At 25.8% G+C, this 26,305-nt stretch carries 25 protein-coding genes, 2 tRNA genes and 1 pseudogene; 5 read left to right on the forward strand and 23 right to left on the reverse strand.

Annotation, left to right across the window (positions count from 1 at the left end):
• Positions 1–62: 62 nt before the first annotated feature.
• The 8 genes and pseudogenes from BN7997_RS11430 to trxA form a co-directional block, all read right to left on the reverse strand.
• Positions 63–3,188, reverse strand: coding sequence for an AAA family ATPase (locus BN7997_RS11430; RefSeq protein WP_071120902.1), 3,126 nt, complete (start codon positions 3,186–3,188; stop codon positions 63–65).
• Complete coding sequence (locus tag BN7997_RS11435; protein ID WP_071120903.1) at positions 3,188–4,387, reverse strand: exonuclease SbcCD subunit D; 1,200 nt, start codon at positions 4,385–4,387, stop codon at positions 3,188–3,190. Before BN7997_RS11435 ends, BN7997_RS11430 begins: the two co-directional genes overlap by 1 nt.
• Before the next feature lie 339 nt (positions 4,388–4,726).
• On the reverse strand, positions 4,727–4,912 hold the full coding sequence (locus tag BN7997_RS11440; protein ID WP_071120904.1) for a DUF1858 domain-containing protein: 186 nt from the start codon (positions 4,910–4,912) through the stop codon (positions 4,727–4,729).
• 1 nt (position 4,913) lies between these two features.
• Positions 4,914–5,591, reverse strand: coding sequence for a nitrite/sulfite reductase domain-containing protein (locus tag BN7997_RS11445; protein ID WP_071120905.1), 678 nt, complete (start codon positions 5,589–5,591; stop codon positions 4,914–4,916).
• 5 nt (positions 5,592–5,596) lie between these two features.
• Complete coding sequence (locus tag BN7997_RS11450) at positions 5,597–6,241, reverse strand: hypothetical protein (RefSeq protein ID WP_071120906.1); 645 nt, start codon at positions 6,239–6,241, stop codon at positions 5,597–5,599.
• A gap of 288 nt (positions 6,242–6,529) precedes the next feature.
• Positions 6,530–6,997 (reverse strand): hypothetical protein, encoded by a 468-nt coding sequence (locus BN7997_RS11455; RefSeq protein ID WP_071120907.1) that lies wholly within the window; start codon positions 6,995–6,997, stop codon positions 6,530–6,532.
• A 306-nt stretch (positions 6,998–7,303) separates the two neighbouring features.
• The gene (locus BN7997_RS11460; protein WP_071120908.1) at positions 7,304–7,558 is read right to left on the reverse strand and encodes a hypothetical protein; all 255 of its coding nucleotides are present in this window, start codon (positions 7,556–7,558) and stop codon (positions 7,304–7,306) included.
• A 269-nt stretch (positions 7,559–7,827) separates the two neighbouring features.
• Positions 7,828–8,163: pseudogene (gene trxA / locus BN7997_RS11465) on the reverse strand (thioredoxin); the annotation flags it as partial.
• Positions 8,164–8,374: 211 nt separating this feature from the next.
• On the opposite strand from trxA, the gene BN7997_RS11470 reads away from it, so the two are divergent.
• Positions 8,375–9,067 carry a biliverdin-producing heme oxygenase gene (locus BN7997_RS11470; RefSeq protein ID WP_071120910.1) on the forward strand — a complete coding sequence of 231 codons (693 nt, stop codon included), beginning with the start codon at positions 8,375–8,377 and terminating at the stop codon, positions 9,065–9,067.
• A gap of 89 nt (positions 9,068–9,156) precedes the next feature.
• Here BN7997_RS11470 and BN7997_RS11475 read toward each other — a convergent pair.
• The 3 genes from BN7997_RS11475 to BN7997_RS11485 all read right to left on the reverse strand — a co-directional run bounded on the left by BN7997_RS11475 (position 9,157) and on the right by BN7997_RS11485 (position 10,417).
• Positions 9,157–9,232: transfer RNA gene (locus BN7997_RS11475), tRNA-Phe, on the reverse strand.
• A gap of 3 nt (positions 9,233–9,235) precedes the next feature.
• Positions 9,236–9,324: transfer RNA gene (locus BN7997_RS11480), tRNA-Ser, on the reverse strand.
• A 118-nt stretch (positions 9,325–9,442) separates the two neighbouring features.
• Entirely contained in the window at positions 9,443–10,417 is a 975-nt protein-coding gene (locus BN7997_RS11485) for an IS30 family transposase (RefSeq protein WP_071119190.1), read from the reverse strand.
• 225 nt (positions 10,418–10,642) lie between these two features.
• Between BN7997_RS11485 and BN7997_RS11490 the strand changes: the two genes are divergently transcribed.
• Positions 10,643–11,002: an EamA family transporter gene (locus tag BN7997_RS11490; protein ID WP_278335272.1), complete on the forward strand. Its 360-nt coding sequence runs from the start codon at positions 10,643–10,645 to the stop codon at positions 11,000–11,002.
• Positions 11,003–11,163: 161 nt separating this feature from the next.
• On the opposite strand, the gene hydF is transcribed toward BN7997_RS11490, so the two are convergent.
• The 3 genes from hydF to hydE are packed head-to-tail and all read right to left on the reverse strand — an operon-like array spanning position 11,164 to position 14,808.
• Positions 11,164–12,351, reverse strand: a complete 1,188-nt coding sequence (gene hydF, locus BN7997_RS11495) for a [FeFe] hydrogenase H-cluster maturation GTPase HydF (protein ID WP_071120912.1) — start codon at positions 12,349–12,351, stop codon at positions 11,164–11,166.
• 9 nt (positions 12,352–12,360) lie between these two features.
• Entirely contained in the window at positions 12,361–13,737 is a 1,377-nt protein-coding gene (gene hydG / locus BN7997_RS11500) for a [FeFe] hydrogenase H-cluster radical SAM maturase HydG (protein ID WP_071120913.1), read from the reverse strand.
• A 15-nt stretch (positions 13,738–13,752) separates the two neighbouring features.
• Positions 13,753–14,808 (reverse strand): [FeFe] hydrogenase H-cluster radical SAM maturase HydE, encoded by a 1,056-nt coding sequence (hydE, locus tag BN7997_RS11505; protein WP_071120914.1) that lies wholly within the window; start codon positions 14,806–14,808, stop codon positions 13,753–13,755.
• Between the two features lie 465 nt (positions 14,809–15,273).
• Here hydE and BN7997_RS11510 point away from each other — a divergent pair, with 465 nt between their 5' ends.
• Positions 15,274–16,602 (forward strand): C39 family peptidase, encoded by a 1,329-nt coding sequence (locus BN7997_RS11510; protein ID WP_071120915.1) that lies wholly within the window; start codon positions 15,274–15,276, stop codon positions 16,600–16,602.
• Positions 16,603–16,627: 25 nt separating this feature from the next.
• On the opposite strand, the gene BN7997_RS11515 is transcribed toward BN7997_RS11510, so the two are convergent.
• The 5 genes from BN7997_RS11515 to surE all read right to left on the reverse strand — a co-directional run bounded on the left by BN7997_RS11515 (position 16,628) and on the right by surE (position 19,880).
• Positions 16,628–17,740 carry a geranylgeranyl reductase family protein gene (locus tag BN7997_RS11515; RefSeq protein WP_071120916.1) on the reverse strand — a complete coding sequence of 371 codons (1,113 nt, stop codon included), beginning with the start codon at positions 17,738–17,740 and terminating at the stop codon, positions 16,628–16,630.
• Positions 17,741–17,902: 162 nt separating this feature from the next.
• Positions 17,903–18,058: a hypothetical protein gene (locus BN7997_RS15630; RefSeq protein ID WP_154665252.1), complete on the reverse strand. Its 156-nt coding sequence runs from the start codon at positions 18,056–18,058 to the stop codon at positions 17,903–17,905.
• Entirely contained in the window at positions 18,051–18,371 is a 321-nt protein-coding gene (locus BN7997_RS11520) for a heavy metal-binding domain-containing protein (RefSeq protein WP_071120917.1), read from the reverse strand. Before BN7997_RS11520 ends, BN7997_RS15630 begins: the two co-directional genes overlap by 8 nt.
• A gap of 210 nt (positions 18,372–18,581) precedes the next feature.
• Complete coding sequence (locus tag BN7997_RS11525) at positions 18,582–19,025, reverse strand: hypothetical protein (RefSeq protein ID WP_071120918.1); 444 nt, start codon at positions 19,023–19,025, stop codon at positions 18,582–18,584.
• Between the two features lie 99 nt (positions 19,026–19,124).
• A complete protein-coding gene (gene surE, locus BN7997_RS11530; RefSeq protein WP_071120919.1) occupies positions 19,125–19,880 on the reverse strand; it encodes a 5'/3'-nucleotidase SurE in 756 nt (251 codons plus the stop codon).
• Positions 19,881–20,213: 333 nt separating this feature from the next.
• Between surE and BN7997_RS15905 the strand changes: the two genes are divergently transcribed.
• On the forward strand, positions 20,214–20,441 hold the full coding sequence (locus BN7997_RS15905) for a hypothetical protein (protein WP_207645588.1): 228 nt from the start codon (positions 20,214–20,216) through the stop codon (positions 20,439–20,441).
• Positions 20,442–20,603: 162 nt separating this feature from the next.
• Here the strand turns inward: BN7997_RS15905 and BN7997_RS11540 are convergent, their stop codons facing one another.
• Positions 20,604–20,861: a hypothetical protein gene (locus BN7997_RS11540; RefSeq protein ID WP_071120921.1), complete on the reverse strand. Its 258-nt coding sequence runs from the start codon at positions 20,859–20,861 to the stop codon at positions 20,604–20,606.
• Between the two features lie 247 nt (positions 20,862–21,108).
• Here BN7997_RS11540 and BN7997_RS11545 point away from each other — a divergent pair, with 247 nt between their 5' ends.
• Positions 21,109–21,975 (forward strand): aldose 1-epimerase family protein, encoded by an 867-nt coding sequence (locus BN7997_RS11545; protein ID WP_071120922.1) that lies wholly within the window; start codon positions 21,109–21,111, stop codon positions 21,973–21,975.
• A gap of 18 nt (positions 21,976–21,993) precedes the next feature.
• Here the strand turns inward: BN7997_RS11545 and BN7997_RS11550 are convergent, their stop codons facing one another.
• The 3 genes from BN7997_RS11550 to BN7997_RS11560 form a co-directional block, all read right to left on the reverse strand.
• Positions 21,994–25,197 (reverse strand): ligand-binding sensor domain-containing protein, encoded by a 3,204-nt coding sequence (locus tag BN7997_RS11550; RefSeq protein ID WP_071120923.1) that lies wholly within the window; start codon positions 25,195–25,197, stop codon positions 21,994–21,996.
• Positions 25,198–25,340: 143 nt separating this feature from the next.
• Positions 25,341–25,574, reverse strand: a complete 234-nt coding sequence (locus BN7997_RS11555) for a YgjV family protein (RefSeq protein WP_071120924.1) — start codon at positions 25,572–25,574, stop codon at positions 25,341–25,343.
• A gap of 180 nt (positions 25,575–25,754) precedes the next feature.
• On the reverse strand, positions 25,755–26,297 hold the full coding sequence (locus BN7997_RS11560) for a hypothetical protein (RefSeq protein WP_071120925.1): 543 nt from the start codon (positions 26,295–26,297) through the stop codon (positions 25,755–25,757).
• Between the last annotated feature and the right edge of the window lie 8 nt (positions 26,298–26,305).

Genomic DNA, 26,305 nt, shown 5'->3' on the forward strand with positions numbered 1-26,305 from the left:
TATCCTAAAGATTAGCTTTATATAGCTAATCTATAGGATATTATTTACATAACTATTATTTTTTATAATATATTAAATTCTACCTTACTTCCTTTTGATGTAGATGTAACTTCAAGTTTTGCATCAATTCTTTCTTTAAGTTCTTCAACATGAGAGATTATACCAACTAACCTTCCACCTCTTTGTAGTTCAAGTAAACTATCAATTGCATTATCTAAAGACTGAGGATCTAATGTACCAAAACCTTCATCTACAAACATAGTATCAAGTGATACCCCTCCTGCATTTGATTGTACTATATCAGAAAGACCTAAAGCTAATGATAGTGATGCTTTAAAACTTTCTCCACCAGATAATGAGCTTACATCCCTTGAACTATCTGTATAATTATCATATATTTCAAGCTCTAGACCTTTTTGACCTGCTCCTTTACTCTTAGATGTTTTTCTTATTAATGAGAATCTATCTCCTGTCATTTTTTCTAATCTTATATTGGCAGCTTCTATTATATCTTCAAAGTAAGATGCTAATATATATCTTTCAAAGGATATATATGGAGCTTTTTTACCATTAGCTAAATCTGCCAACTCACCTACCACTTTATATTCTTCTTCTATTTCTTTAAATTCTATATTAAGATTTTCAACATTTTTAAGTATTGTTTTGTTTCCAACTATTATTGCATGTAATTCTCTTAATTTACTTTCTAGTTCTTTTTTATTATTTTGTATAGATCTTATTTCTTCATCTATTGTAGTTATATCCATAAATACTATATCTTTAGTTTTATTTATTATATCTTCCTGCTTAGCCTTTGTTAATTTAAGCTCTGAGTTATAATTTTCTACTTCTTTTTCTAAAACTTCTACCATTGATATCTTTAACTTAGCATTTTCATAATCTTCTATATTATCAAAGCCTTGCTCTTTTATAGCTTCATTAAAGTTAGTTTGATTATTAGCTATTTCTAACTTTAATTCTTCAATTGATTTATTTATTTCTTTAGATATAGAATTTTCTCCTTCTAGTTTTTTAGCTAGATTTTCATTTTCAAGTCTTAGTTTTGCTAATTTCTCTTTACTTGTATTAAGTTCCTTAGTCTTAACTTCTATTAACTTATTTAAAGTTTTTACATTAGTTATATTTTCTGGTATTTCTTTTTTATACTCATCTATTTTAGTAGTAGTTTGTGTAAGTTCTTTTATATATTCTTTTTCATCCTCTTCTAGCTTAATTAAATTTTGTTCATTTTCACTAATTACAGTTACTATACTAGATAAATCTTTTTCTACTTTTTCTTTTAAGTTTATACGTTTATTAATTTCGTCTAATTCAATATTAAGCTTATTTTTAGCTGAGTTAATATCTACACCTATATTTTTAAGAACAGCAAATGTATCTGCTGAATATGTTAACTCGACATTTAAAGTACCTCTTATTTCACTTAAATAGGTATTTATCTGTTCTTCGTAGCTAATCCTCTTTGTATTTAACTCTGTGAGTTCTGTAATCTTTTCTTGATTTTGTTTCTCCAACATATCTAAATTATCTTTAGCTATTTTTAGCTCTTCTTTAGACGGTATTTCTATATCATTTTTTATACTAGCTTTATTTGGATGGTTAGTTGAACCACATACTGGACAAGGTTTATTTTCTTGTAATTGGCTTGCAAGTATGCCAGCTTGTTCTTTCTTATATAAATCATCTTTTGTTTCATAATCAGTTTTATTACTCTTATATTTTGCTTCAAAAGCAACATATTCTTTATATTTAGATTGATGAACAAGACATGTATTTTTATGATTCTTTATAGTATTTAATATTGTACGTATATCATCTAATATTTTATCTTTACCATCTTTTTGTTTTTCTATCTCTAATTTTTTAGTTTCTAAACTAGTTATATCTTTTAACTCTAGTTCTTTTTCTTCTTTAGATTTTTTTAATGTTTCAGTTTCTTTTTTATTGTTACTTATTTGAAGTTTACTATTTTCTAAATTTTGTTTTAACTCTACTAAGTTTTTATTAAGGTTCTCAAGTTCTAAAATCTTTTCTTCTAGCTTAATAAGATTATTTATTTCTACACTTAGTTTTTCTCTTTCATTTTCTTTATTTTCTTCTATTTTTAAAAGATTACTTGACTCTTCTTGTTGTAGTTTTAAAGTTTCTATATTTTTTAAACTTAAATTATAATCTTCTTCTCTTTTAGTTAATTTTTTAGTAGTTTCTATAAGCTTATCTTCTATGTATTTTACTTCTTTTGCATTTTTTCCATCTATTATAGCTTTTGCTTTGTTTTTATATTCATCTTCCTTTGATAGAAGTTCTTCTAAAGCTTTTGTAATAATCTCTTTTTCTTTAAGTAAGTTATTATTAGTTTCTATAATAGCCTTTTCTTGATTTTTAACTTGTAGATTATTGTCTACTTCTTTTCCTTCTTCATTAAGAGTTTTATAAATATTATTATCTCTTTCTAATAAATCTTTTAACTTTTCTATAACTAAAGGGAAATCCACATATTCGTCTATTACTATATCATGCTCACCTTTTATATTTTTTAAATTAATTTCCATTTCATGTTTACTTTTAGTTCTATTTTTACTAAGGTTTGCTGCTTTATCTTTAAGCTCTGCTTGTATTTTTTCAAAGTCGTAAGTATTAAATATTTTTCTAAATATTCCTTCTCTCTCTACAGAGTCAGCTAATAATAATTTTTTAAATTCACCTTGTGCAAGCATTACAATTTGTTTAAATTGCTCTCTAGTTATACCTAATATTTCTATTATTTTATCAGTAACATTCTTTACCTTAGTTATTACCTTTCCATCTGGTAGGATTAAAGTAGCATCAGCAGATTTTTCTGTATAACCTTCACCTCTAGCTTTTTTCTTTTTTTGCTTGGGGACTCTGTTTACTGTATATTTTTCTCCTCTAAGTTCAAATTCTAATTCTACATAAGTTTCTGTGTTATCATCAGCAAAGTGACTTCTTAAAGAATCAGTTTCTCTACTTTCTCCACTTGCTTCTCCATATAAAGCATAGCTTATAGCATCAAATATAGTTGTTTTTCCCGCTCCAGTTTTTCCCGATATAACAAATATATTTCTACCTTTTAGTTCTTCAAAATCTATAACTTGCTTAGATGCATAAGGCCCAAATGCACTTATAGTTAATTTTATTGGTCTCATTACCTCACCTCCTCTTTAAGTACGTCTTTTATAGTATCTATTAACACATTTTCTTTTTTGTCGGTATAGTCACCGTTTCCATAAGCTTCATAGAAATCTTTAAATAAATCTATTTTACTTTTCTTTCTAAATTCACCTTTTGCTACAGCACCATCCTCTGATACATTTCTTTTTCTTTCTCTAGTTATAAGCATTGTATTTGGATAAACTGCTTTTAATTTTTCCATAGGATTCATAAGTTCCCCATCATCAGTAAGTATCGCTTGTATATAATCTTCTTTTCCTTCTTCTACGTCTCTACCTTCACATATTAAATCTTCTATATTCCCTTTTATAATTCTTAAATCTCTAAGTGGATTTAATTCCCTTAATTCAATATTTATATCTTTATCTTTTAAATCTAGTACTACAATACTCTTTTTTTGTTTAACTTCTGAGAATGAGTATTTAAGTAAAGATCCTGAATATCTCATAGTTTCTCTTCCAATTTTTTGTCTACCATGTAAATGACCTAATGCCACATAATCAAAATCTTTAAATATATTCCCATATATAAGATCTGTCCCACCTATAGATAATGGTCTTTCTGATTCTGAAGTTTCAAGTTCTGCTGCTTCGTATTTATGGTCACTTACATCTATTACTTCTTCTCTTTTCATAGTTACATATCCATGACCTATAAGTATATTTACCTCATTTTCATTTAAATCTTCTTTTATTTTATCTATAACAGCTATCATTGCATCATTGTGACTTCTTATTTCTTTGTTATCAAGAAGTTTTTTAGTAAGTGCTGGGTCTTTGTAAGGTACTAAATAGAAGTTTATATTTTTATTATTCTCACATAAAACTACTTTTCTATATAGCTCTTCATCACTACCTGCTATGTATAATCCTTGCTTTTCTAGTATTTTACTACCAAAACTTAATCGTTCTCCGCTGTCATGATTACCTGATATCACTAATACAGATACATTTCTATCTATTACTAAAGAGCTTAAAGTTTCATTTAGTAATTCTACTGCTTCTACTGGTGGTATAGATCTATCGTATACGTCACCTGCTATCATAAGTACATCTGCATTTTCTTCATCTATAAGTTCTATTAATTTATTTAAAATGTATTTTTGATCATCTATCATTGAATATTCATTTACTATTTTTCCTATATGCCAATCACTAGTATGAATAATTTTCATAAATCATCCTCCTTATATAATAAATAGCTCAAATTATAATTTTTTATTTACTCTTCTTATTATACTATAAATTTTAATATCTTAAATATTTTAAGATATTTATAATAAATAGATTTAGTTTTATAATTCTTATAACATAACTTAATTATGTTAACTTTGATTTTTATTAAATAATATTATAACAATTATAAAAAATTCGCTTCGCTTGAGCAACGTGTTGGCAAAACACTTCATTTCGCCAACGGTTAATAAAATATATAATTTTAAGTTAAATTAAAATAACGATGTATCTTTATTTATAACAAAGATACATCGTTAACATTATAAGTATAACAAATTTTATTTTTCATTTAACTTAGCTAATACTTCTTCTAAATCTAATCCATGTATTGAGCAAGCTTGTTCTATAGTTTCCATTTGAGATGATGGGCAACCTACACATCCCATACCAAAACTCATTAGTATTCCTACTGCATTTGGATTTTCTTTTATTACATCACCTATTATAGTATCTTTAGTTATCATATTATAAATTCTCCTTTAAATTTGATTTTTCAAGTACATCTTTTCTAAATGTATTTATGCCTATTCGATCTATAAAATCTCCTAGTTTTTCACCCATTTGACCATGTTCATTGTAATATTCTAATATATTTTTTACAAGTTCATAAGCTTCTTTTTCTGAAAGCCCTTTAGTTATTATATCCGACATTCTCGGGTAAAATCCAGCACTTCCTCCTGCCGTTACAAAAAGCTTTCCATCTATATCTACTAAAACACCTATATCTTTTGAATATACACTTGAACATGCATTTCTACATCCTGCTACACCTATTTTTGTTCTATTTGGAAGAGGCATTCCATGGAAGTTTTTGCTTATTTTCATACCTATACCAATAGTTGGATACTTAGAACGTTTACAAAAGTTTGCTGGACATATTTCAACATTTTTTACTGAATATTGATTTTTAACAGCAGGCTCCATACCTAAGTCTTCCCATATATCCTTTAAATCTTCTTCTTTAAGATTAGTTATAAGTATCCTTTGTCCTGATGTTATTTTTAATACTCCATTATATTTTTTAGCTACTTCACCTATTTTTATAAGAGTTTCAGGTAGTATAAATCCTCCTGGTATATGAGGAGTTATTCCATAAGTTCTTTTACCATTTTTAATCTTTTGTAGATTTCCATAGTGGCTCATATAAACTATGCCTTTCTTATTTTATTTATAGTTTTATCATCTAATTTTTCTTTTTCATATAAATACTTTGTATTTAAACTTTCCATAAATGTTTTTACCCATAAATCTCTAAGTTCGTATAAGTATTCTAAGTTCCCCTGTCCATTTTCATAATTTTTTCTATGAATACATCCATTTTGCTCATAAATTATATAATCTTCATTTTTTTCAGTTACAGAGTTTGCTCTATCACAAGGCATACCTGATAATATATAATTATTTAATGATATATAAGCATTTTCAGGTGAATCTGATTTATTATTTTCATTTTGTGCACACTTTATTGCCTGAGAAATATATGCACTTTCTGTTAAATCTCTACTTTCTTCTTTGTACATATCATAGTATTTAGTTATTATATATGCACTTCTACTTTCTACTTCTTTTATTCTATCTTGTAACCATCCATGTATATTGTTTACATCGATTAAATCCTCTAGTGGCTTTTCTTCTATATATTGACCATATATATCATTTGCTTCTTTTTGTATTTTTATAGCACTTTCTTTAAATTTATCAATGTGTAAGTTTACTATATCTTTTTCTAAATCCTGTGCTAATTTTATTTTATTAAATAACCAAGTGTGTATTGGTGCTAAAAATGCGCTCATTTATTTTTCTCCTTTGTTAAAATTTATAAACTTATTATACCTTTTTTATTAATTAAAAGCCGTAACATTTGTTACGTAATAAAAAAGAATCTAAGATTTTAGATTCTTTTTTATATACCGCAGAGTTTTAACTTGCTTAATCTATATATTCTATATTTTCTAATTATTTTTTACTATGTTTAGTTTTTTATTCATTCTACGCATACTTTAAATATGTTACTTTATAGTGTGATTAAAGGATTTTAGTAACTAATTACCAAGTTATAATATATTATTCATATATTTTAGTTATTCATCTTCTGATTCATCATAGTCATATATTTCATAATCTGTATACTCTTGATTTTCTAACCAGTCAAGACAATCTCTACACTCTATACATTTTATACAGTTTTCACAGTTTCCACATCTTTCACATTGTGAACATGTCTCACATATTGCACATATTTCACATTCTACACAAAATTTACAGTTTATACAGTCCTCACATTGAATACACTCTTCACAACCTGTACATCCTTCACACTTCATATTATCTTTACATTCTATAGAGCTTTCACATTTTATGCAAGTATCACAATCTGTACAATTTTCACAATCTGTACACTCTTTGCAACCTATACAATCCATACAATTTATACAATTTTCACAGTTTGTACAATTTATACAGTTTATGCAGTTTATGCAATCTTCACAATCAATACATTTATCACAATTTATACAGTTATTCTCATCTGGATTATACTCATTTATCATTTTTACAAACATCTCCTTTTATTGTAATGAGCATCTACTATGGCTTTATAACTTAGCCTCTAATAAATTAAGCTAACGAAATTAGTAATAACATTTATCTAAAATAATCTATATAATACTTTTTATTGATAATATTTTACTTTAAAACATATGTACTCAATATATATGACTTTAAAGTCTAATTTGTTACTTTACTACATATAAAAAATCTATTTTGATTAAAGAACTTTTAATTTTAATGTTTATTTTACCTAATTTTATAACAAAAAAGAGTATACAGTTCTTATGTATACTCCTTTTATTTGACTATTTACCTTTTTTAACTGTATCTTTTACAGCTTTTCCTACTTTTTTCCCTGTATTTATAGTTTCTTTTCCTATGTTAGCACCTGTTTTTATAGCTTCTTTTCCTACATTTAAAGTTCCTTGTACTGTTTCTTTAGCAACGTTACCTACTCCATTTACAACTTCTTTTCCTACTTTTTCTATAGGATCCGTTACTTTTTTTACTGCTTTTTCAACTTTGTTAACTTTCTCATTTTTTTTATTTTTTCCTCTCATAATGACACCGCCTTAAGTTGCAATAAGGAACTACCTCATTATATAAGTATATTTTGAGATATCCTTTATGTATTTTATGATACTATTTGACTAATTGTTACTATAAACAATTTTCTTACTAAAAATAATGAACAATGGATTAAATTATAATGTATTTAGCTACTATACTTACTGTTTTATTAATAGTAATACTTAAAATAGCTGCAGTTTAATATAAAATAGAAAAACTCTACAAAGCTAGCATTAACTTTGTAGAGTTTTTCTATTTTTTAAATATATTCTTTTATTTTAGATGCTAGATTTTCTTTAGGCATAAATCCTACTAATCTTTCTATAGGTTCACCATTTCTAAATATTATTACTGTAGGTACTGTGCTTACACTAAATTGTCTTGCTATATCAAGACTTGCATCTATATCTATTTTATAAAAATCAGCTTTTCCCTCAAATTCATTTGCTACTTCTTGAAATACTGGTGCTAACATTTTACATGGTCCACACCAAGTTGCAAAAAAGTCAACTACTGCTATTCCTTCTATATGTTCTACAAGGTTATTAAATTCTTCACTACTTATAACTTGTGCCATATTATAAATCTCCTTAAACTTATTTTTATTTTATTATTTACCCTTTTAATATTTATTATTTCCAGTATTATATATCTATGCATATTTATTTTATGTAAATTATTTCCCATTCATTGATAAACTTTAAATTAATTTTAATATAAGTAATATGTTTAAAATTTATATAGTATTAATTTTTATTTATGTGTAAAACATAATTGTATCTAACTTTATTTATGAGGTGATTAGTATGGAATTTATGACAAATATAAGAAAAGCTAGCTCTGCTTTACATAGTGCATCTGAACATACAGGGTATATAAAAAGAATACTTGATAAAAAAGCTACTAAAGAAGGATATGCAGAATATATATACAATCTAGCAGCAATGTATAAAGCTATTGAAGATGGCCTTGATAAAAACAGTAACAATCAAATTGTAAAAGACTTCGTTACAAAAGAATTATATAGATCTAGTTTAATTGAAAAGGATATTAAATATTTATTAGGTGAAAATATTAATTCTTTAAATTTACTATCTTCAACAGTTTCTTCTATAGCTAGAATAAAGGAAATATCTAGCTCTAAACCTGAATTAGTTGTAGCCTATGCTTATACTAGATTCCTAGCTGACTTATTCGGTGGTAGACTTTTTTATGAGTTACTTAGCAATGAATATAAAATAGATAATGAAGGTTTAAACTACTATGATTTTAAAGATTTAGGAGATATAAAAGCCTATACTATGAATTATGCTTCTAAGTTAGGTTCTATAAACTTAGATGACAGTTTAAAACAAGAATTTATAAATGAAGTAAACAATGCTTATATATATAATTTAGCAATATCTAATGAACTAGAAATAAAACTACACCCTATTAAAAGAAATGATAAAAATAATCATGACAATGGGCATGGTCACCCTCATGGACATAATCATTAAAAATTACTTATATAAATTTTAAATATCTATATCTTTTAAAATAAATTTTATTAAATATAAAAAGCACTTACATAAGTAAGTGCCTTAACTGGTGCCCAGAGGCGGAATCGAACCACCGACACGGGGATTTTCAGTCCCCTGCTCTACCGACTGAGCTATCTGGGCTTATGGCGGAGAGGGTGGGATTCGAACCCACGGTGCCGTTAAGCATCACTGGTTTTCAAGACCAGCTCCTTAAACCACTCGGACACCTCTCCGTAATCTTTTTTACAAATAATACTATATCATATATTTTTTTCTTTTTCAACATATTTTTGTTTATTTTTTAATTAACCTGAATTGTCAATTTAAATCAGACAAATTACTTATGAATCACTAAGCAAATGTAAGTAAGCTTTCAAATCCAGTTGCTTCTTTTATAACCTCATTTGGTGTTTTATAGTCTAGTGATTTTCTAGGTATAGAATTCCATTTATACGCAATCATATTTAATTCTTCTTGAGAATATGCAGATAAATCTGTAGACTTAGGTAAATCTTTTCTAACTATTCCATTTGAATTCTCATTTAGCCCTCTTTGACCTGGTGATCCAGGGTCTCCAAAGTAGATTTCAATATTAACTGAACTATCTTTTTCTATGTCTGACCATTTTGAAAACTCTTTACCTCTATCAAATGTAATAGTAGATATACACGACTTATGTAAAGATGATAGCCATTTGCAAATTGCTTCTTTAACATCCTCACTCTTTCTACTTGCTTTAAGTAATACAATATATTTTGAATACTTTTCTACTAAAGTAACTATAGCTGATTTTCTAGCTTTTCCTACAATAGTATCTCCCTCAAAATGGCCATATTCTATACTAGTTTTAGCATTAGGATACTTTTCATCTCTTTCATGAATTGTTTTACATGTATTAATTTTACCTCTTGTTTCGTTATGACCCTTCGGGTTATTTTTACCCTTACGTCTCAACTTATTTATATCTATTACACCTTGTTTTGCTAATTTGTATAATGTTTTTGTTGATATTTTTTCATCTTTTCCATCTATTTTATCTCTTCCTGCGATAGCATCTAAAGACCAATCATTTTCTAGCTTATTATTGATATCATCTAATTTTTCTTTGCTTAATACAATGGGCTTTCTTCCACATCTAGATTTATTTATTAGGTATTGATTATATATTTCTTGAACAGTAAGTCCTTGCATAAATAGCTTGTAATATCTGTAAACTTTATCTTTTCCAATTTTCATTCTTTGAGCGCAAGCTCTTGCTTTCACGCCTAAATAGTAATTTGCTTCTAGATTTGTTAGCTGATTTATGTTAATATGATTAAAAGACATTTTTGGTACTCCTTTTGTTGATTTTAGTAGGTTAACTAAGTATATCATAAGTGTCTTTTTTTGTTTATATATTTGTCTGATTTAATTATACAATTCAGGTAATAATAAAATTCATATTATTTTATACTTTATATATTATTGTTTATTTTTTTAATTTTAATATTTGAGTTGGAATTTATACCTATTATTGCTTAAATATTTTTTACATTTTTCCTAATAATAAATATTACAGATATATTATTTGGAGCTATACTTATACTGCCTATAGCTAAACCAGTTGATATGATAAACTGCTTAGCAAATTCTAAGGCTTTAATATTTGCACTTAGCTTAGGTGTTGTTACTGCAGCACTTGCTTATATATTCTATTTAAAAGGAATAGACACAGGTATTGATTTATCATTAGTTGGTGTTTTAGCTAGTGTAGAACTTGTAATATCATCTGTATTAGGTTGGACTATACTTTCAGAAGATTTTTCTTTTATTAAGTTATTTGGAGTATGTTTAATGATGGTATCAGCTTATATAGCAACTAAATCATCAAGTGATGAATCTGTACAAGATGAGTATGAAACTGCTTGCTAAAATTCACTTCGATTGAGCAATGTGTTGGCGAACTATTTCATTTCGCCAACGATATATACTCGTTCTCACTTCAGATATATCCGTTGCTCAAAAACTGTGAATTTCTAGTAAGTAAAAAGAGTATCTTAAATATTTAAGATACTCTTTTGTTATTTAATTTATTACTTAAATATTTCTACACTTCTATCTAAGATACCTGTAAAATATGCTATAACTAAACCATAATTAGTTATAGGAACATTCTTTTCTTTACATAGATTAATTTTATTTATTACACTTTTTCTATTTACCATACATGCACCACAATGTATTACCATATCATACTTTTCTACATCTTCATCGAAGTCATAACCTACTTTATACTCTAAATTTAACTCTCCACCAGCAATTTTAGTTAACATCCTAGGTATCTTTACTCTACCTATATCTTCATGAGATACATTATGAGTACAGCTTTCACATATTAATATTTTATTACCAGGCTTTAAATTCTTTAATTTATTTGCTCCTTCTAAAAAGTGGCTAAGCTCTCCTTTTTGTCTTGCAAATAATATAGAAAAGCTAGTTAAATTTATTTCTTTAGGAACTATCTTATCTACTTCTTTAAAAGCTTGTGAATCAGTTATAACTAAATCTATATTTTTAATTTCTTTTAATGCTTCTTCAAGTTCTGTATCTCTTACAACATAAGTTTTTATACCATGGTCTAAACAATCTCTTATTACCTGCACTTGCGGAAGTATAATTCTTCCCTTTGGAGCTTCAGAATCTATTGGTACAACTAAAACTACATTTGATCCATAAGGAAGTAAATCTCCTACTATAGGTTTGTCTTCTTCATCTTGTTCTAAAGACTTTATAAGTTCATCTTTTAATTTATCTATATTTTCATTATTTTTAGCTGATATAAAAAGTGGCTTATCAAAAATGTTATTTATATTACTTCTTTCATCATCACTTAATCTATCTAATTTATTTACAACAACCATGTGCTTTATGTTGTATTTATTAGCTTCTCTTTTCCACTTTTTATAAGTATCTACATCTAAATTTTTTCCATCTACTACATATATAGCAAAGTCTAATCTTTTTAAATACTCAAAGCTTTTTTTAACCCTTATTTCACCTAATTGGCTTTTATCTTCAAGTCCTGCTGTATCTATTAAAAGTACTGGCCCAAATGGAATAAGCTCCATTGCTTTTTGAACTGGGTCTGTTGTTGTTCCTTCAACATTTGATACTAATGATATATCCTGTCCTAGTATTTTATTCATTAATGAAGATTTTCCACTATTAGTGTTTCCATATATTCCAATATGTTTTCTATTTGCATTTGGAGTTGTGTTCATTTTTGCCTCCTAAAGATAAAAATCTCTTTGCCCTTTTTTCATTTTTTCCATACTTTCTTTTGTTAATGACTTTATATCTTCTCTTTCTATATTTTCAACTTCTTTATCTATTATTTCTAAAGACTTTTTATATAGTTCTTCATCACCGTAATCTAGAGTAAACTCAAGTAAAGTCATTAAAGCATTTGGTTCACAGACATATTTTATGTTACCTGATTTTGCTAGGCTCATAAATCTATCTCCTGTTCTTCCTTTTCTATAACAAGCTGTACAATAACTTGGTATATATCCATCACTTAATAATTCTTTTAATATTTCTATTGGACTTCTTTCATCATTTGTTTTAAATTGTTTAACTTCTTTACCTTCTTCTCTTTCTTTATATCCACCAACGCCTGTTGAAGAACCAGCAGATATTTGAGATACACCATATTTTAATAACTCTTTTCTCATCTCTGGTGTTTCTCTTGTTGAAAGTATAAGACCAGTAAAAGGAACTGCTATTCTAAGTATAGCAACAATCTTTTTAAACATTTTATCATCTAATAAATGTGGGTAGTTTTCTAAACTCACACCATTTGCAGGTTGAAGTCTTGGAACTGATATTGTATGAAATCCTACTCCAAACTTTTCTTCTAAATGAGCATTATGCATCATAAGGCCTAATACTTCAAATCTAGGATCTGCTAATCCAAATAAAACTCCTGCTCCAACATCATCAATACCAGCTTCCATAGCTCTATCAAAAGCAGTTAAATGATAATTATAATCTCCCTTTAATGACTTTGGATGCATTTTATCATATGTTGGTTTATGATATGTTTCTTGGAATAATATATAAGTTCCTATACCTTTTTCTTTAAGTAACTTATAATTTTCTACTGTTGTAGCTGCAATATTTACATTTACTCTTCTTATTTCACCGTTATTATTTTGTGTTTTATATATTGTATCTAAACATTCTAGTACATAATCTATAGGTGCATTAACTGGATCTTCTCCAAGTTCAAGTGCTAATCTCTTATGACCCATTTGTTCTAATATTTTTACCTCTTGAGCTACTTCATCCATTGTAAGTCTTCTTCTATTAAATTTGTTATCTCTTTTGTAGCCACAATAAACACAATTATTTACACAATAATCACTTACATAAAGAGGTGCAAATACAACAACTCTCTTTCCATATATATCTTTTTTTATTTCACCTGCTAAAGAATAGATTTCTTTTAGATCCTTTTCATCTTCTGCTTGAAGAAGTATTGCTATATCTTTATAATCTAATCCTTCTCTATTTTTAGCTCTATTTAATACTTCTTTTATTTGTTCGTTACTTGGATTTTTAGTTTCTTCAAGAATTTTGTATATATATTCATGATTTATAAACATTGCTATTTCCCCCTTTTATAATTTTTCTACAAAGTCTGGATTATCTCCTCTTGTTATCTCTATCTCAAAGCCTACTTTTTTTAACTTTTCTTCTATCATCTTTTTATACTGAGCATCTTCATCTAATATATATGCTTTGTTATCATATAGAGAATACTTTTTTCTAACACTCATTGGTGATAGATTAGGCATTATAACATTTCCTCCAGCCTTTAATCCCTCTTCTCTTCCATTTTCAGATATACTTGATAAAGCTGTTGTGGCAGGAAGTAAAACCTTTGGAAGTAATAATCTAACTATAGCTAAACATATAATAGTCTTTTCTAAACTTCCATGTTCATAATCTTTAAGAGGTGTATCTTTATGTGGTATAAATGGTCCTATTCCACACATAGCTGGTTCAAATTCTTTTACAAATAATAAATCATTAACTAAGTCTTCATTAGTTTGATTAGGTATTCCAACCATAAACCCAGCACCCGCTTGATATCCTATATCCTTTAAGTTCTTTAAGCACTTTCTTCTAATCTCAAAAGGTTCACCAGGATGTATATCTTCGTATAACTTTTTAGATGCACTTTCATGTCTTAAAAGATATCTATCAGCACCTGCATCATACATTTTTTTATAAGATTCATAACTTCTCTCTCCAAGAGATAATGTTATTGCATTATTTGGAAACTCTTTTTTTATAGATTTAATAATATCTACCATTACTTCATCATTAAAGTATGCATCTTCTCCACCTTGTAAAACAATTGTCTTATATCCTAATTTATCTCCTGCTCTTACACACTCTAATACTTCTTCCTTGCTTAACCTATACCTTTGTGCATTTTTATTTGTTCTTCTTAATCCACAATATAGACAATCTTTTTTACAAAAACTTGTCAATTCTACTAGCCCTCTTATATATACTTTATTTTTAAAATATTTTAGCCTAGTTTTATGAGCTTTTTCTATAAGTAGCTCTTTAGATTTAGAATCTATATTATCTAATAAATATAATAACTCTTCTCTTGATGCATTATTTTCATTATATAATTTATTTATAATACTTATAGTATCCATATCATCACCTCTATTTCACTAATATTTAATTTAATACCCCAATCTGTAAATTAAAATTCATAACTCTATATAATTATTTTTTTAACCATGTAGAATAAAAAAATATTATCTATTTTTCATAACATTTTTGTAAATTTACACATATTCGTTATAATTTATTATACTAATTAACTTTTTATGAATAAAAATATTCTAATAGAAATTTTATCCATTCATTATATTTACTCCTGTATAAATAACTACTTTAAAACTTTCTATAATAACTACTTAAATTCCTATTTGTAAAATATAATTTTGTATAAGTATTATAAAATTCAAGGACTTTCCTATAATTTATAGAAATTTATACAAATATAAAAATTCAGTTATTTATTAACAACTAAACTTATATAGTTCATCTATTTTAAATTTAACTAAGCATAGTTTTTATAGATTATCATTTTTTATTGTAAAGGAGGTTTTTCTATGAATGAAAATCTGTTTTTTATAAATACATATGAAGATTTTTTATTAGGTAATTTAGAAAATTTATCAATAGATAAAAATATAGGTACAGGTGCTATAGTTTTATCAAGTAACAATAATAAATACATAGAATATGGTATATATACTTCTCAAGTAATAAACCTAAAAACATTTAAAAGACTTTTAGTTTCATGGAATTGTGAAACACCTAAAGGTACATGGATTGAAGTTCAAGCACGAGCATTTATTTCTTATTATGATGATAATAAAAATTCTACATATGAATGGTCAGATTGGCTTTCTTTTGGTAAATGGGGGACTCATATAAAAAGAAGCTCTAAAAGTCCTGACTCACATCTTGCTAAAATTAGTACTGACGAATTTATAATTAAAGGTAACTATACAGATACTGCCTCTAAAATACAAATACGTGCACTATTGCATACCGAAAATACTAATGTAACACCATCAATAAGGCAATTTGTAATTTCATACAAAGATAACACCCCTCGTCTAAAGAGTATAGAAATTCCTTCAGATAAAATAATAGATGTTCCTTCATATTCTCAATATATAAGAGATAAAAATATAGGAAGTGTTATTTGTAGTCCAACAAGTATAACTATGTTGCTTAATAGAAGAAATGAAAACTTAATAGTTGAAGAAACTGCATGGTCTTGTTTTGATTATGACTATGAGGCTTTTGGTAACTGGTTATTTAATGTTGCATTTGCATCTAGTCTTGGATATGAATCTTTTGTTGAGTACGGTAATTTAAAAAGCTTAAAAAGAGAAATATATAGCGAATATCCAGTAGCTGTAAGTGTGAAATATACTAATGATATAAATAATTTAGAGTATCCTTACATAGAAAATGCTCCAATAACCACAGCTGGTCATATTTTAGTTGTTCGCGGATTTGAGAAAAAAGATGGTATTGATTATGTAGTTGTAAATGATCCTGCTGGTAAAAGCAACGAATCAGTAACTAGAAGATATAAGCTTAGCGAATTTGAAAGTGCTTGGCATAGAGGAAGCAATATTATGTATATAATACACGATAAAGAAGTTGAAATAAATAATAATCGAATAGAGGCTAGTTTAGAATTAAAAAATAATAAAGAAAATTTATATTCAGTTTTAGTTAATGATACTTATCTAGATTTAAGCTCTGATTTTGTAAAAACAATTCTTATAACCTATGATAATGGTTTAACTTTTGAATATTTAGTTCCATATAATAATCATTATCTAGCTTTAGAAAATAAAAACAAATGTATTATATATATCATTGGAAGTGATGGCTTTACCTATGTTTGTAACTGTTAATAAAAAACTGTAGATAGTTAATTATCTACAGTCTTTTATTGTTTAAAGTTTTTAGTATGTCATAATTAGAATTGTATACACAATCATTGAACATAAAGCTTCCTATTTTTTTATTTTTCATAGAATTAAATATTGGATTTTTGTAGTTATATATTACTTTTTTTAGTTTACTTCCTTTTTTTATACTATTAGTAATATTATAAACTTCATAAGTATATTCATCTATAATATTTATATCTTCATTTTTTATAGCTTTAACAATTGTTTCTGAAGCTTTTAGACCAGATAAAACGGCAAAGTATATTCCTTCTCCTGTTATTGGGTCTACAAATCCAGCAGCATCACCTACTAGCAGTAAATTTTTGTCTTGATTTATAGGTTTATTTAGATATTGTCCAAATGGTATAAATGCACCTTTAAACTCACTTCTATCACAATTAATACCTACACTACTTAAAAATTTTTCAAATTCACATTTATAGTCTATCTTTTTATCATACTCACCTATGAATCCAACACTTAGATGGTTCTTTTTAGGAAATATCCAACCGTAACCATAAGGAAGTACACCATAGTACATGGACATTTTATCACTATTATAGTTTGTATTTATTTTATCTACATCTACTTGCAAACAAAACCCATTAGGCTTTATATCTTTATCAACTAAAGAACGCGTAATACCTACTGCCCCATCTGCTCCTATTATATATTTAAATTTTATATTTTGATTATCGTATAAAGTTATAATATTATTTTCTGTATCAATATTTTTTATTTTAGTATTTTCTAATAACTTTCCACCCTTCTTTTCGTAAGCCCTTACTAAATACTCATCAAATTCAAATCTATCTACCAAATATGTATTACCTTTACATTCTATATCTGTTATGTACTTATCTTTTAAATATATACTTACACTCTTACTAACTATAGTATTTTCACCCTTAAACTCTTGACCTAAATTTAAGCTTTTTAATAATTCAAAGGTCTTTTGGGTTACTCCACCTGCACAAAGTTTATTTCTTGGAAACACTTGCTTATCAATTATACAACAAGATAATTTGTTATTTATAATATTGTGTCCTGCTGCAATTCCGGATGGACCTGCACCTATAATTACAACATCATAATTCATACTTATTAATCTCCTTTAATATCAATTAAATTTAATACAATTATGATTTCCATATTATAAAAATTTAAAACATAATTATACGTATAAAAAATTTTATATCATAGTTTCCTTAATACGTAAAAATAGTATAAGAAATTTAAATCTCTTATACTATTTTTTATTTCAATATTTATCATACTTATCGAAATCTTCATTTTTCTTTTCTTTCATTCTTTCTATAATTTTCACTATAAGTAATATTACACTAGAAACTACAACTATAGCAGGAATACCTAGACCTAATATAGCACTTATAATAAAAAATCCATTATTACTCATCTTCTAATATAACTCCTGTACCATAAGCTAACATTTCAGCAGCACCTTGCATAACTGCAGCCGAAGTTAATCTAAATCCTATAATAGCATTAGCTCCTTGACTCTTTGCATCATCAACCATTCTACCTATAGCTATCTTTCTAGCTTCTGTAAGCATTTCATCATATCCAGTTAATTCCCCACCAACTAGTTGCTTAAACCCTGCTCCTATATCTTTTCCTATATGCTTTGCTCTTATAGTGCTCCCCTTTACTAATCCTACTACTTCTTTAATCTTTTTGCCTGGTACACTTTCAGTAGTTAATATTAACATATCTATCCTCCTAATTTAATATTTCATATTTACTATGACTTATTTTAATTATATTAAAATTTATATGTGAATATTTAACATTTTAAATATCCATAACTTTAAATTATATAAATTTTAATATAGACTCTTGATATGTGTACTCTATTGAAGTTACTATTATAAGTTCATTTTTATCATTTTCTAATTATTATGCGTTATTCTCGTCTATAACTATTTATCTAATTCTTTAATAACTCTTTTTATGCTTTTTTTAGGCTCTTCTATGTATCTTTTTATATTAATGGCTGCATTAATTACATTTTCTGACTTTTTATCATTTATATTTATAAAGTAATAATATAAATCTGACTTTTTAGTTATTTCTTGTACTTCAGTTATATGCTTAATTACATTTTGTTTAGTACTTCCAATACATATTATTATTAATTTCTTATTTGTAAAATCTATATTGTAATTTCTTAAACTTTTATATAATTTAAAGTTATTTTCATCTTCCATAGCAATAGTTACTGCTATATTTGAATAATTATCAATATTTTTAAGTTCATCACTTACTTGATGTAATTTTGAATCTACTATTACTTCACTTATTTTATTTAAGACATTATTTATTTTTGTATTAGCATTGTCATATATTATAAGAGTATTATTCATATTATCACCCCTAGTTTTAAATAGTATTTTTATAAGTATATGCTTTCATCTTTTATAATAATTAAAAAGTTTAGGAATAACCCTAAACTTTTTATAACTCTATAGTAATTCATTTTTTAATATTTCTATTTTTTTATTGTTTGTCATATCTATATTTACTGGAGTTATTGTTATGTACCCTTCTTCAATTGCAATTATATCACTGTCATTTTCTTGTTCAAGTTCTTTTACTTTTCCACCTATCCAAAAATATCTTTTCCCATGAGGGCTGACTCTTTCTTCTAATACATTTTCATATTTTCTTTCTCCAAGTCTTGTTATTTTAGTTCCCTTAACCTCTCCATTTGGTATATTTACATTTAATATGCAATCATTTAATATATTTAACTTATCTTTAATATCATTTACTATTTTTGATGCATGTTTAGAAACTTGGCTATAAACTTCTTTTGATACATTAAACTCATTTAATGAAAATGCTATTGATGGTTTATTTTGGACAAAGCCTTCTATTGCAGCAGATACAGTTCCAGAGTATATTACATCAGTTCCTAAATTTGGTCCATTGTTTATACCACTTAAAACCATATCTATATTTACCTCTTTGAATAAAGCCTCAACTCCTATTTTTACACAATCTGCTGGTGTTCCTGATATTGAATATGCAGATATATTATCATCTATGTATTCTTTATTTACCATTATAGGATTATGTATCGTTATTGCATGTCCTGTTGCACTTCTTTGAGTATCTGGTGCAACTACATATATATTATGAGTTTTTGCGAGTTCTTTTGCAAGTTCTATAATTCCATCAGCTCTTATTCCATCGTCATTAGTAATTAGTATATTCATATTCATTCTCCTTTTTATTATATATATTCTTATAATTATAATATTTTAAACAAGATTTCATTCATCTATATTACAAAGATATATTTAATATCAATATACCTTTACTTTATTATATTTTTTATATCAATATCTTATAATTTACTAACTTTAAGATAAATATAAATATATTATTAAATTCGGAGGTATTTTATAGTGAATTTTAATCATTTAAAGTATATAAGTTACTTTTTAGATAATAAAAAAGACTTTACTATTAGATTTACTAAGAATAATAATTTAATTATCCCTAGCTTTGGTTTTATAGTTAGTATTCCCCCTATAATAAAGATTAATATGAATTTAAAGTCAGTTATAGACTATGTTGAAAAAAATAATACTATAATAATATTTAATGAAATATATATATTGTATTTAGGTGGATGGTTTAAGGATAATAAATTTTATTTAGATATATCAATCGTTGAAAATAACAAAGAAAAGGCTATAAATATAGGTAAATATTGTAATCAAAAAGCCATATATGATATCGAAAACAAAATTACTATTTATTTACACGAGTAGTAATTAATACCTTAAGCCTTAATTTCTCTAAATATAGAACAATAAGTAGTCAACAAGTTGATAATAAATGTTGCACAACAAATATAAAAGAATATAAGTAGTAAATATACATTAAACTAAAAAGTCATATTATAAACTTAAAGCTTATAATATGACTTTTTATTATGCGTCAAAATCTACATGATATTTTTTTTCAGGAGTATTTATATCTATATAAGATAAATTAAAATTCTCATCCATAACATCTATCTTAAATTCAAAAAATACGTCATCTTCCTTTTTAGACATAAATATATAACTTCCATTTTCTTTTTCTTCTATTTCATCACATATCTCATCATATATCTCTTCACCACTTGCATATCCTAAGTATCCTGAAGCTTTTATTTTTTCTTCTATTAATCTATATATTTCTTCCATAGTAATACCTTCTTTCTATATTAACTAAATTTAATCCTACCAATAATTTATTATTTTTTCAATAGGTTTAATTTAAATTAAAAATATTATTTGGAATTTACATATTTTTATTATTATATTCTCTCAATATGTCTAAAATAATTAATTTATATATTAATAAGTTTGTTAAATTTTTCTATTATATAAATTAATTATCTTTTATATTATACAAACTATATGTATAATCTTACATAGGGGGGGGATTACTATGAATAAATTAGAAAATGATTTTTTAATAATAGAAACTAGTAAATCTGGTGCAGAATTAACTAGAATATTCTCAAAGGCTCTAAATAAGGAAATTTTATGGAATGGCGATTCTAAGTATTGGGGTAGACATTCTCCAATCCTATTTCCTATTGTAGGACGACTTAAAGATAACGAAACAATTATAGATAACAAAGTTTATAATATGACTCAACATGGTTTTGCTAGAGATATGAATTTTAATTTAGTTGATACTGCAGATAATTCTATATCTTATAAATTAACTTCAAATGAAGATACTAAAAAATATTATCCTTATTCGTTTGAACTTATTATTACATATAAATTAATAAATAATAATGTTAATATTTATTGGGAAGTTAAAAATACTGATTCTAATGACATATATTTTTCTATAGGCGCTCATCCTGCATTTAATATTCAATCTAATGTAGAAGATTATTACTTAAAGTTTAATTCTAGAAACAATATAGAAAATATTTCTTTAAAAGGACCTTTTAATGATAAATATACTAAAGTAGATACATTAGATAGATTAGATTTATCTAATGATGTATTTAAAAATGATGCTATCATATATACAAATATAGATGAAATAAGTTTAAAATCTAAAAAAGAGGATTACTTTATAAATGTATCATTTAAGGATTTTCCATTAGTTGGTATATGGTCGCCATACTATAAAGATACAAATACTATAGCACCTTTTATATGTATAGAACCTTGGTACGGTTTATGCGATAATATAAATTCTGATAAAATATTTAAGAATAAAGCATTTATTAATAAATTAAAATCACAAGATACTTTTAACGCATCTTACTCTATAAGTATAGAACAAAAATAGCTATCTCTATAAAGATAGCTATTTTTGTTCTAATATTATAATAAATTTACATCCTTTTCCTAGTTCACTTTCAACGGATATTTGTCCACCATGCATATCTATAATTTGCTTAGTTATGGTCAGACCTAATCCACTACCACCTTCAGATTCTGCACCTTGGTCAATAACTTGATTAAATCTATTAAATATTGAGTCATGGTATTTTTTATCTATACCAATTCCTGTATCCTTTACTATTATCTTTACTTTTTCATCTAAATCTTCTATAGTTACTTCAATGGTTCCACCCTCTGGTGTAAATTTAGCTGCATTACTGACTAAATTAACTATACACCTTTCAATTTCATGCTCATCACATTTAATTATCTTTTCTTCCATTTCAGGGTCTATAATAAGCTCTATACCCTTTCTTTCTATATAATCTTTTAACGATAATGTAGCTTCCTCAACTATATATACTATATCATGTTCTCTTATATTTAATTGATATGATCCTGATTCTATTTTAGCTGTATCTATTATATTATTTATTAGATTTAATAGTCTATTTGTATTTCTTCTAACTACTTGCATACATCCATTTAATTTACTCTTTCCTATTCCATCTTTAGATTTATTAAGTTCAGTTACAAGTTGCTCTGTAGAAGAAATCACATTTAGAGGGGTTCTAAGCTCATGAGATAAATTTACAAAGTAATTATTTTTTCTTTTTTCTAGCTCAATTACTTTTTTCAATAATTTATCATTCTTCTCCATCTCCTTAGTTAATTGTAAAGTTTTATTTTTTACAAGATTATCAAGTCTTTTTACACTATTAATTGTTCTATATATAACTATTGTTATAATTATTAAATATATTAATATTGCTGCTTTACTTTTCCAAATTGGAGGCTTTATAATAAACTTTACAGCACTTTCATCACTTACTTTTCCACTATAACTTCTTGCTTTTATTTTTAACGTATAAGTTCCTGGTGCTAAATCACTATAATTTATATTATTACTTCTAGATATATCCCAACTATCACTTACACCTTCTAACTTATACATATACTGTATATTTTTAGTATTTTTATAATTTGATATAAAAACACTTATATTTATAGTATTTTCATTATATTTAAACTCTTGATTATTTATATCTTTATATACCTTACCATTAACTTTAAATTCATCAAATATAACCGTAGGTACATATCTTGACCTATTAATATCATTTGGTCTAAATATATTTAATCCATTAATCCCTCCAAAGAAAAGTTCACCACTGTTATTTTTATAATATGCTCTTCCATTGAACTCATTACCTTGAAATCCATCAATAATATTAAAAGTTTCAAATGTCATTGTGTTAGTATCTAATTTAGATATTCCCAAATTTGTACTAGCCCATAAATTATTATTATCATCTACTAATAATCCATAAACCGTATTATTAGATAGTCCATCTTTTTCTGAATATCGTTCAAATGTATTGTTTGATTCATTTAATTTATTTAACCCATAACTAGTTCCTATATAAAGATTTCCATTTTTATCTTCTACAATAGATCTTATATTATTGCTACTTATAGATGTCTTATCTTCTTTTTTATTTCTATAATTTTCTATGGTTCTTTTATTTGGATCTATTTTAACTAATCCCCCATCTATAAAGCATCCTACCCAATAATTTCCCTTCCTATCTTCATATATTACTTTTATATATTGATCCTCAATATTATGATTTGTTAATATATCAGTTATATCTATAATTTCATTAGTATTAGTATTTAGTACACTAATACCATTTGCTGTTCCTATCCATACGTTCTTTTTACTATCTGCAAATAATGCTGTTATGTTATTATTACAAATCCCATCTTCAGTGTTATATATATTTATAGTTTTTAAATCTTTATCGACTTCATTTAATCCATTTTTTGTAGCTATAAATATTTTATTATCAATTCCAACTATATCATTTATATTATCATCGCTTATAGGATAGTCTTTTGATGTTTTATTTAAATGTTTTACATTATAATTTTTTCTATTTATAACATTAACACCTTTTGAATTAGTACCAACCCATAATAGACCATCTTTATCTTCATAAATCCCATGTATAGAGTTATCGCTGATACTATTTTCATCAAATGGGTCTTTCTTATAATGTTCTATATTTGTATTTGGGTCAAACATACTTATTCCTGCATATGTTCCAACCCAAATTAATCCACTTTCATCTTCTTGTATACTAAATACTTCATCATTAACTAAACTAGTTTTATCATATATTTTATTTTTATATGTTGCGAAATTTTCTGTTTGCTCATTATATTTAGCAAGCCCATTATCTGTTCCTACCCATAAGTTTCCAGAACTATCTCTTAAAATATCCTTTACATAATTTCCTGGAAGTGATTTTTCATCCCTATAATCATTTTTATATTGCTTGACTTCATTAGTATTTATATCTATTCTATTTAATCCTTCTTTTAATGCTCCGGCCCATATATATCCTTTTGGATCATATCTTACTACATAAATATCATTTTCACTTATATCAAATTTACCATGCCCTGTTTTAAAGCTAATTATATTCTTGTTATTTTTTATATCAATTTTATCTATTCCATTATTTGTAGCAACCCAAATATTTTGATTTTCATCTTCAGCTAAAGAGCGTATAAACTGACTACTTAAGTCACTATCTTTATTGAAAATTCTATAGAATTCATCTTTCTTTTCATTATATATATTTAAACCATCTGATGTTCCAACTAAAACATCTCCAGATTTAGTTATCAATATGTCTCCAATATTATAATGTGATAAGCTTTTTTCTTCATCATTCATATTATAGTTAGTTATTAAATCAGTTTTTGTATCTATCTTGCTTAATCCATTAGCTGTACCTACCCATATATTTCCTAAATTATCCTGATTTATATCTACAATATAATTATTTGTAATACTATTTTCCAATTCTTCATCATGCTTGTATATTTTAAATTCATACCCATTGTATCTACATAGTCCATCATTAGTTCCTAACCATATATATCCTTGGTCATCTTGAATTATAGTTTCAACAGTTCCTTGTGAAAGGCCATCTTCACTAGTTATATTCTTGAAATTTATATTGTTATATGCTGATACATAAACTATATTTGTAGTTATTAGCAAAATAATCAATAATAACATATATATTATATATTTCTTATTCATTGTCTTCATATCTATCCCCTTACTAAAGTCGATTCTTGTATGCTCATGTCAAATTATAACATATATATTTATCACTTTCCATATTATGGTAAATAATATCTTTTGCAAATTTAAATACTAAAAAGCCCTGATAAAATATCAGAGCTTAATATTTATTGCCTTTTACTTTTTAATAGCATATATAAATTGTATATATTTATCATTATAATTAGTGCATTAGATATAACAACAGGGTAAGCTTTCACATTTAGACCATATATAACAAATAGTAAACATCCAATAGAGTTTATTATTCTTAACTTTACTATAGATGTCATTGTAAGTGATATTACTATAAATAAAGATGCCGAATATCCTACCCATTCAATAGGTGCAACATTGAACATGATTTATATCTCCTTTTATATCTTTTTACTTATTATTTGATATTTTTAGTTAATTTATAATATATATTATAAATAACCGTACATAAGCATATGAAAATTATATTACAAATTTTATATCTATTTTATATTGTATAAAAATAGGAGATAAGCTTATTTTCACACAAACTTATCTCCTATTTATTATTCACTAAATTTTTCTATTAATTCTTTTAATATATTTTCTATATCTCCACTATCATCAACTTCTCTTATCCTTGGATTAGATAATCCACCACTATGTTCAAAGTCTACAACAGAGATTACAATTTCTTCATCTTCCTCTTCAAAGTCAAATAATAATCCAATTATATTATCAACATTTAAGCTCAATTCTCCTATATCTTTTATAGTGCTATTATCCTCATATATATCATCTAAATAATGATTAAGTATATATTTTTTTCCATCTATAAACTCTACTTTTTCTGCCCCCTCATATGTCTTGCCTATAGCAAAATGAAGTACATACTCTCCATTTAGTAAAGGCTTTTTATAATCACTCGCATCTTCTAATTCTTCATAGTCTTCATCAAAAATAACTACATCCATATAATCTCTATCTATTAAACAAATTCTTGATACATAATTAGGGTATTCTGATAATAATTCTTCAACATTATCATTATAATAATTTATAAAATTTTCTAATTTAAATTCATCTGGATTAATTCTTATAGGCTCCATAATATATT

This window comes from Romboutsia timonensis (assembly GCF_900106845.1).
Lineage (GTDB): Bacteria > Bacillota > Clostridia > Peptostreptococcales > Peptostreptococcaceae > Romboutsia > Romboutsia timonensis.

Coding starts and splice junctions, on each gene's coding strand:
- BN7997_RS11515 (WP_071120916.1), bottom strand. CDS start 17,740: ATGAATTATGATGTTGTAATTATAGGTGCAGGTCCATCCGGAATTGCA.
- BN7997_RS11560 (WP_071120925.1), bottom strand. CDS start 26,297: ATGGAGCCTATAAGAATTAATCCAGATGAATTTAAATTAGAAAATTTT.
- BN7997_RS11460 (WP_071120908.1), bottom strand. CDS start 7,558: ATGAGAGGAAAAAATAAAAAAAATGAGAAAGTTAACAAAGTTGAAAAA.
- BN7997_RS11555 (WP_071120924.1), bottom strand. CDS start 25,574: ATGTTCAATGTTGCACCTATTGAATGGGTAGGATATTCGGCATCTTTA.
- BN7997_RS15905 (WP_207645588.1), top strand. CDS start 20,214: ATGAATTTAAAGTCAGTTATAGACTATGTTGAAAAAAATAATACTATA.
- BN7997_RS11450 (WP_071120906.1), bottom strand. CDS start 6,241: ATGAGCGCATTTTTAGCACCAATACACACTTGGTTATTTAATAAAATA.
- BN7997_RS11440 (WP_071120904.1), bottom strand. CDS start 4,912: ATGATAACTAAAGATACTATAATAGGTGATGTAATAAAAGAAAATCCA.
- BN7997_RS11520 (WP_071120917.1), bottom strand. CDS start 18,371: ATGTTAATATTAACTACTGAAAGTGTACCAGGCAAAAAGATTAAAGAA.
- BN7997_RS11435 (WP_071120903.1), bottom strand. CDS start 4,387: ATGAAAATTATTCATACTAGTGATTGGCATATAGGAAAAATAGTAAAT.
- hydE (WP_071120914.1), bottom strand. CDS start 14,808: ATGGATACTATAAGTATTATAAATAAATTATATAATGAAAATAATGCA.
- BN7997_RS11550 (WP_071120923.1), bottom strand. CDS start 25,197: ATGAAGACAATGAATAAGAAATATATAATATATATGTTATTATTGATT.
- BN7997_RS11470 (WP_071120910.1), top strand. CDS start 8,375: ATGGAATTTATGACAAATATAAGAAAAGCTAGCTCTGCTTTACATAGT.
- BN7997_RS11545 (WP_071120922.1), top strand. CDS start 21,109: ATGAATAAATTAGAAAATGATTTTTTAATAATAGAAACTAGTAAATCT.
- BN7997_RS15630 (WP_154665252.1), bottom strand. CDS start 18,058: ATGAGTAATAATGGATTTTTTATTATAAGTGCTATATTAGGTCTAGGT.
- BN7997_RS11445 (WP_071120905.1), bottom strand. CDS start 5,591: ATGAGCCACTATGGAAATCTACAAAAGATTAAAAATGGTAAAAGAACT.
- hydF (WP_071120912.1), bottom strand. CDS start 12,351: ATGAACACAACTCCAAATGCAAATAGAAAACATATTGGAATATATGGA.
- BN7997_RS11430 (WP_071120902.1), bottom strand. CDS start 3,188: ATGAGACCAATAAAATTAACTATAAGTGCATTTGGGCCTTATGCATCT.
- BN7997_RS11485 (WP_071119190.1), bottom strand. CDS start 10,417: ATGTCTTTTAATCATATTAACATAAATCAGCTAACAAATCTAGAAGCA.
- BN7997_RS11540 (WP_071120921.1), bottom strand. CDS start 20,861: ATGGAAGAAATATATAGATTAATAGAAGAAAAAATAAAAGCTTCAGGA.
- BN7997_RS11455 (WP_071120907.1), bottom strand. CDS start 6,997: ATGATAAATGAGTATAATCCAGATGAGAATAACTGTATAAATTGTGAT.
- BN7997_RS11510 (WP_071120915.1), top strand. CDS start 15,274: ATGAATGAAAATCTGTTTTTTATAAATACATATGAAGATTTTTTATTA.
- surE (WP_071120919.1), bottom strand. CDS start 19,880: ATGAATATACTAATTACTAATGACGATGGAATAAGAGCTGATGGAATT.
- BN7997_RS11525 (WP_071120918.1), bottom strand. CDS start 19,025: ATGAATAATACTCTTATAATATATGACAATGCTAATACAAAAATAAAT.
- hydG (WP_071120913.1), bottom strand. CDS start 13,737: ATGTTTATAAATCATGAATATATATACAAAATTCTTGAAGAAACTAAA.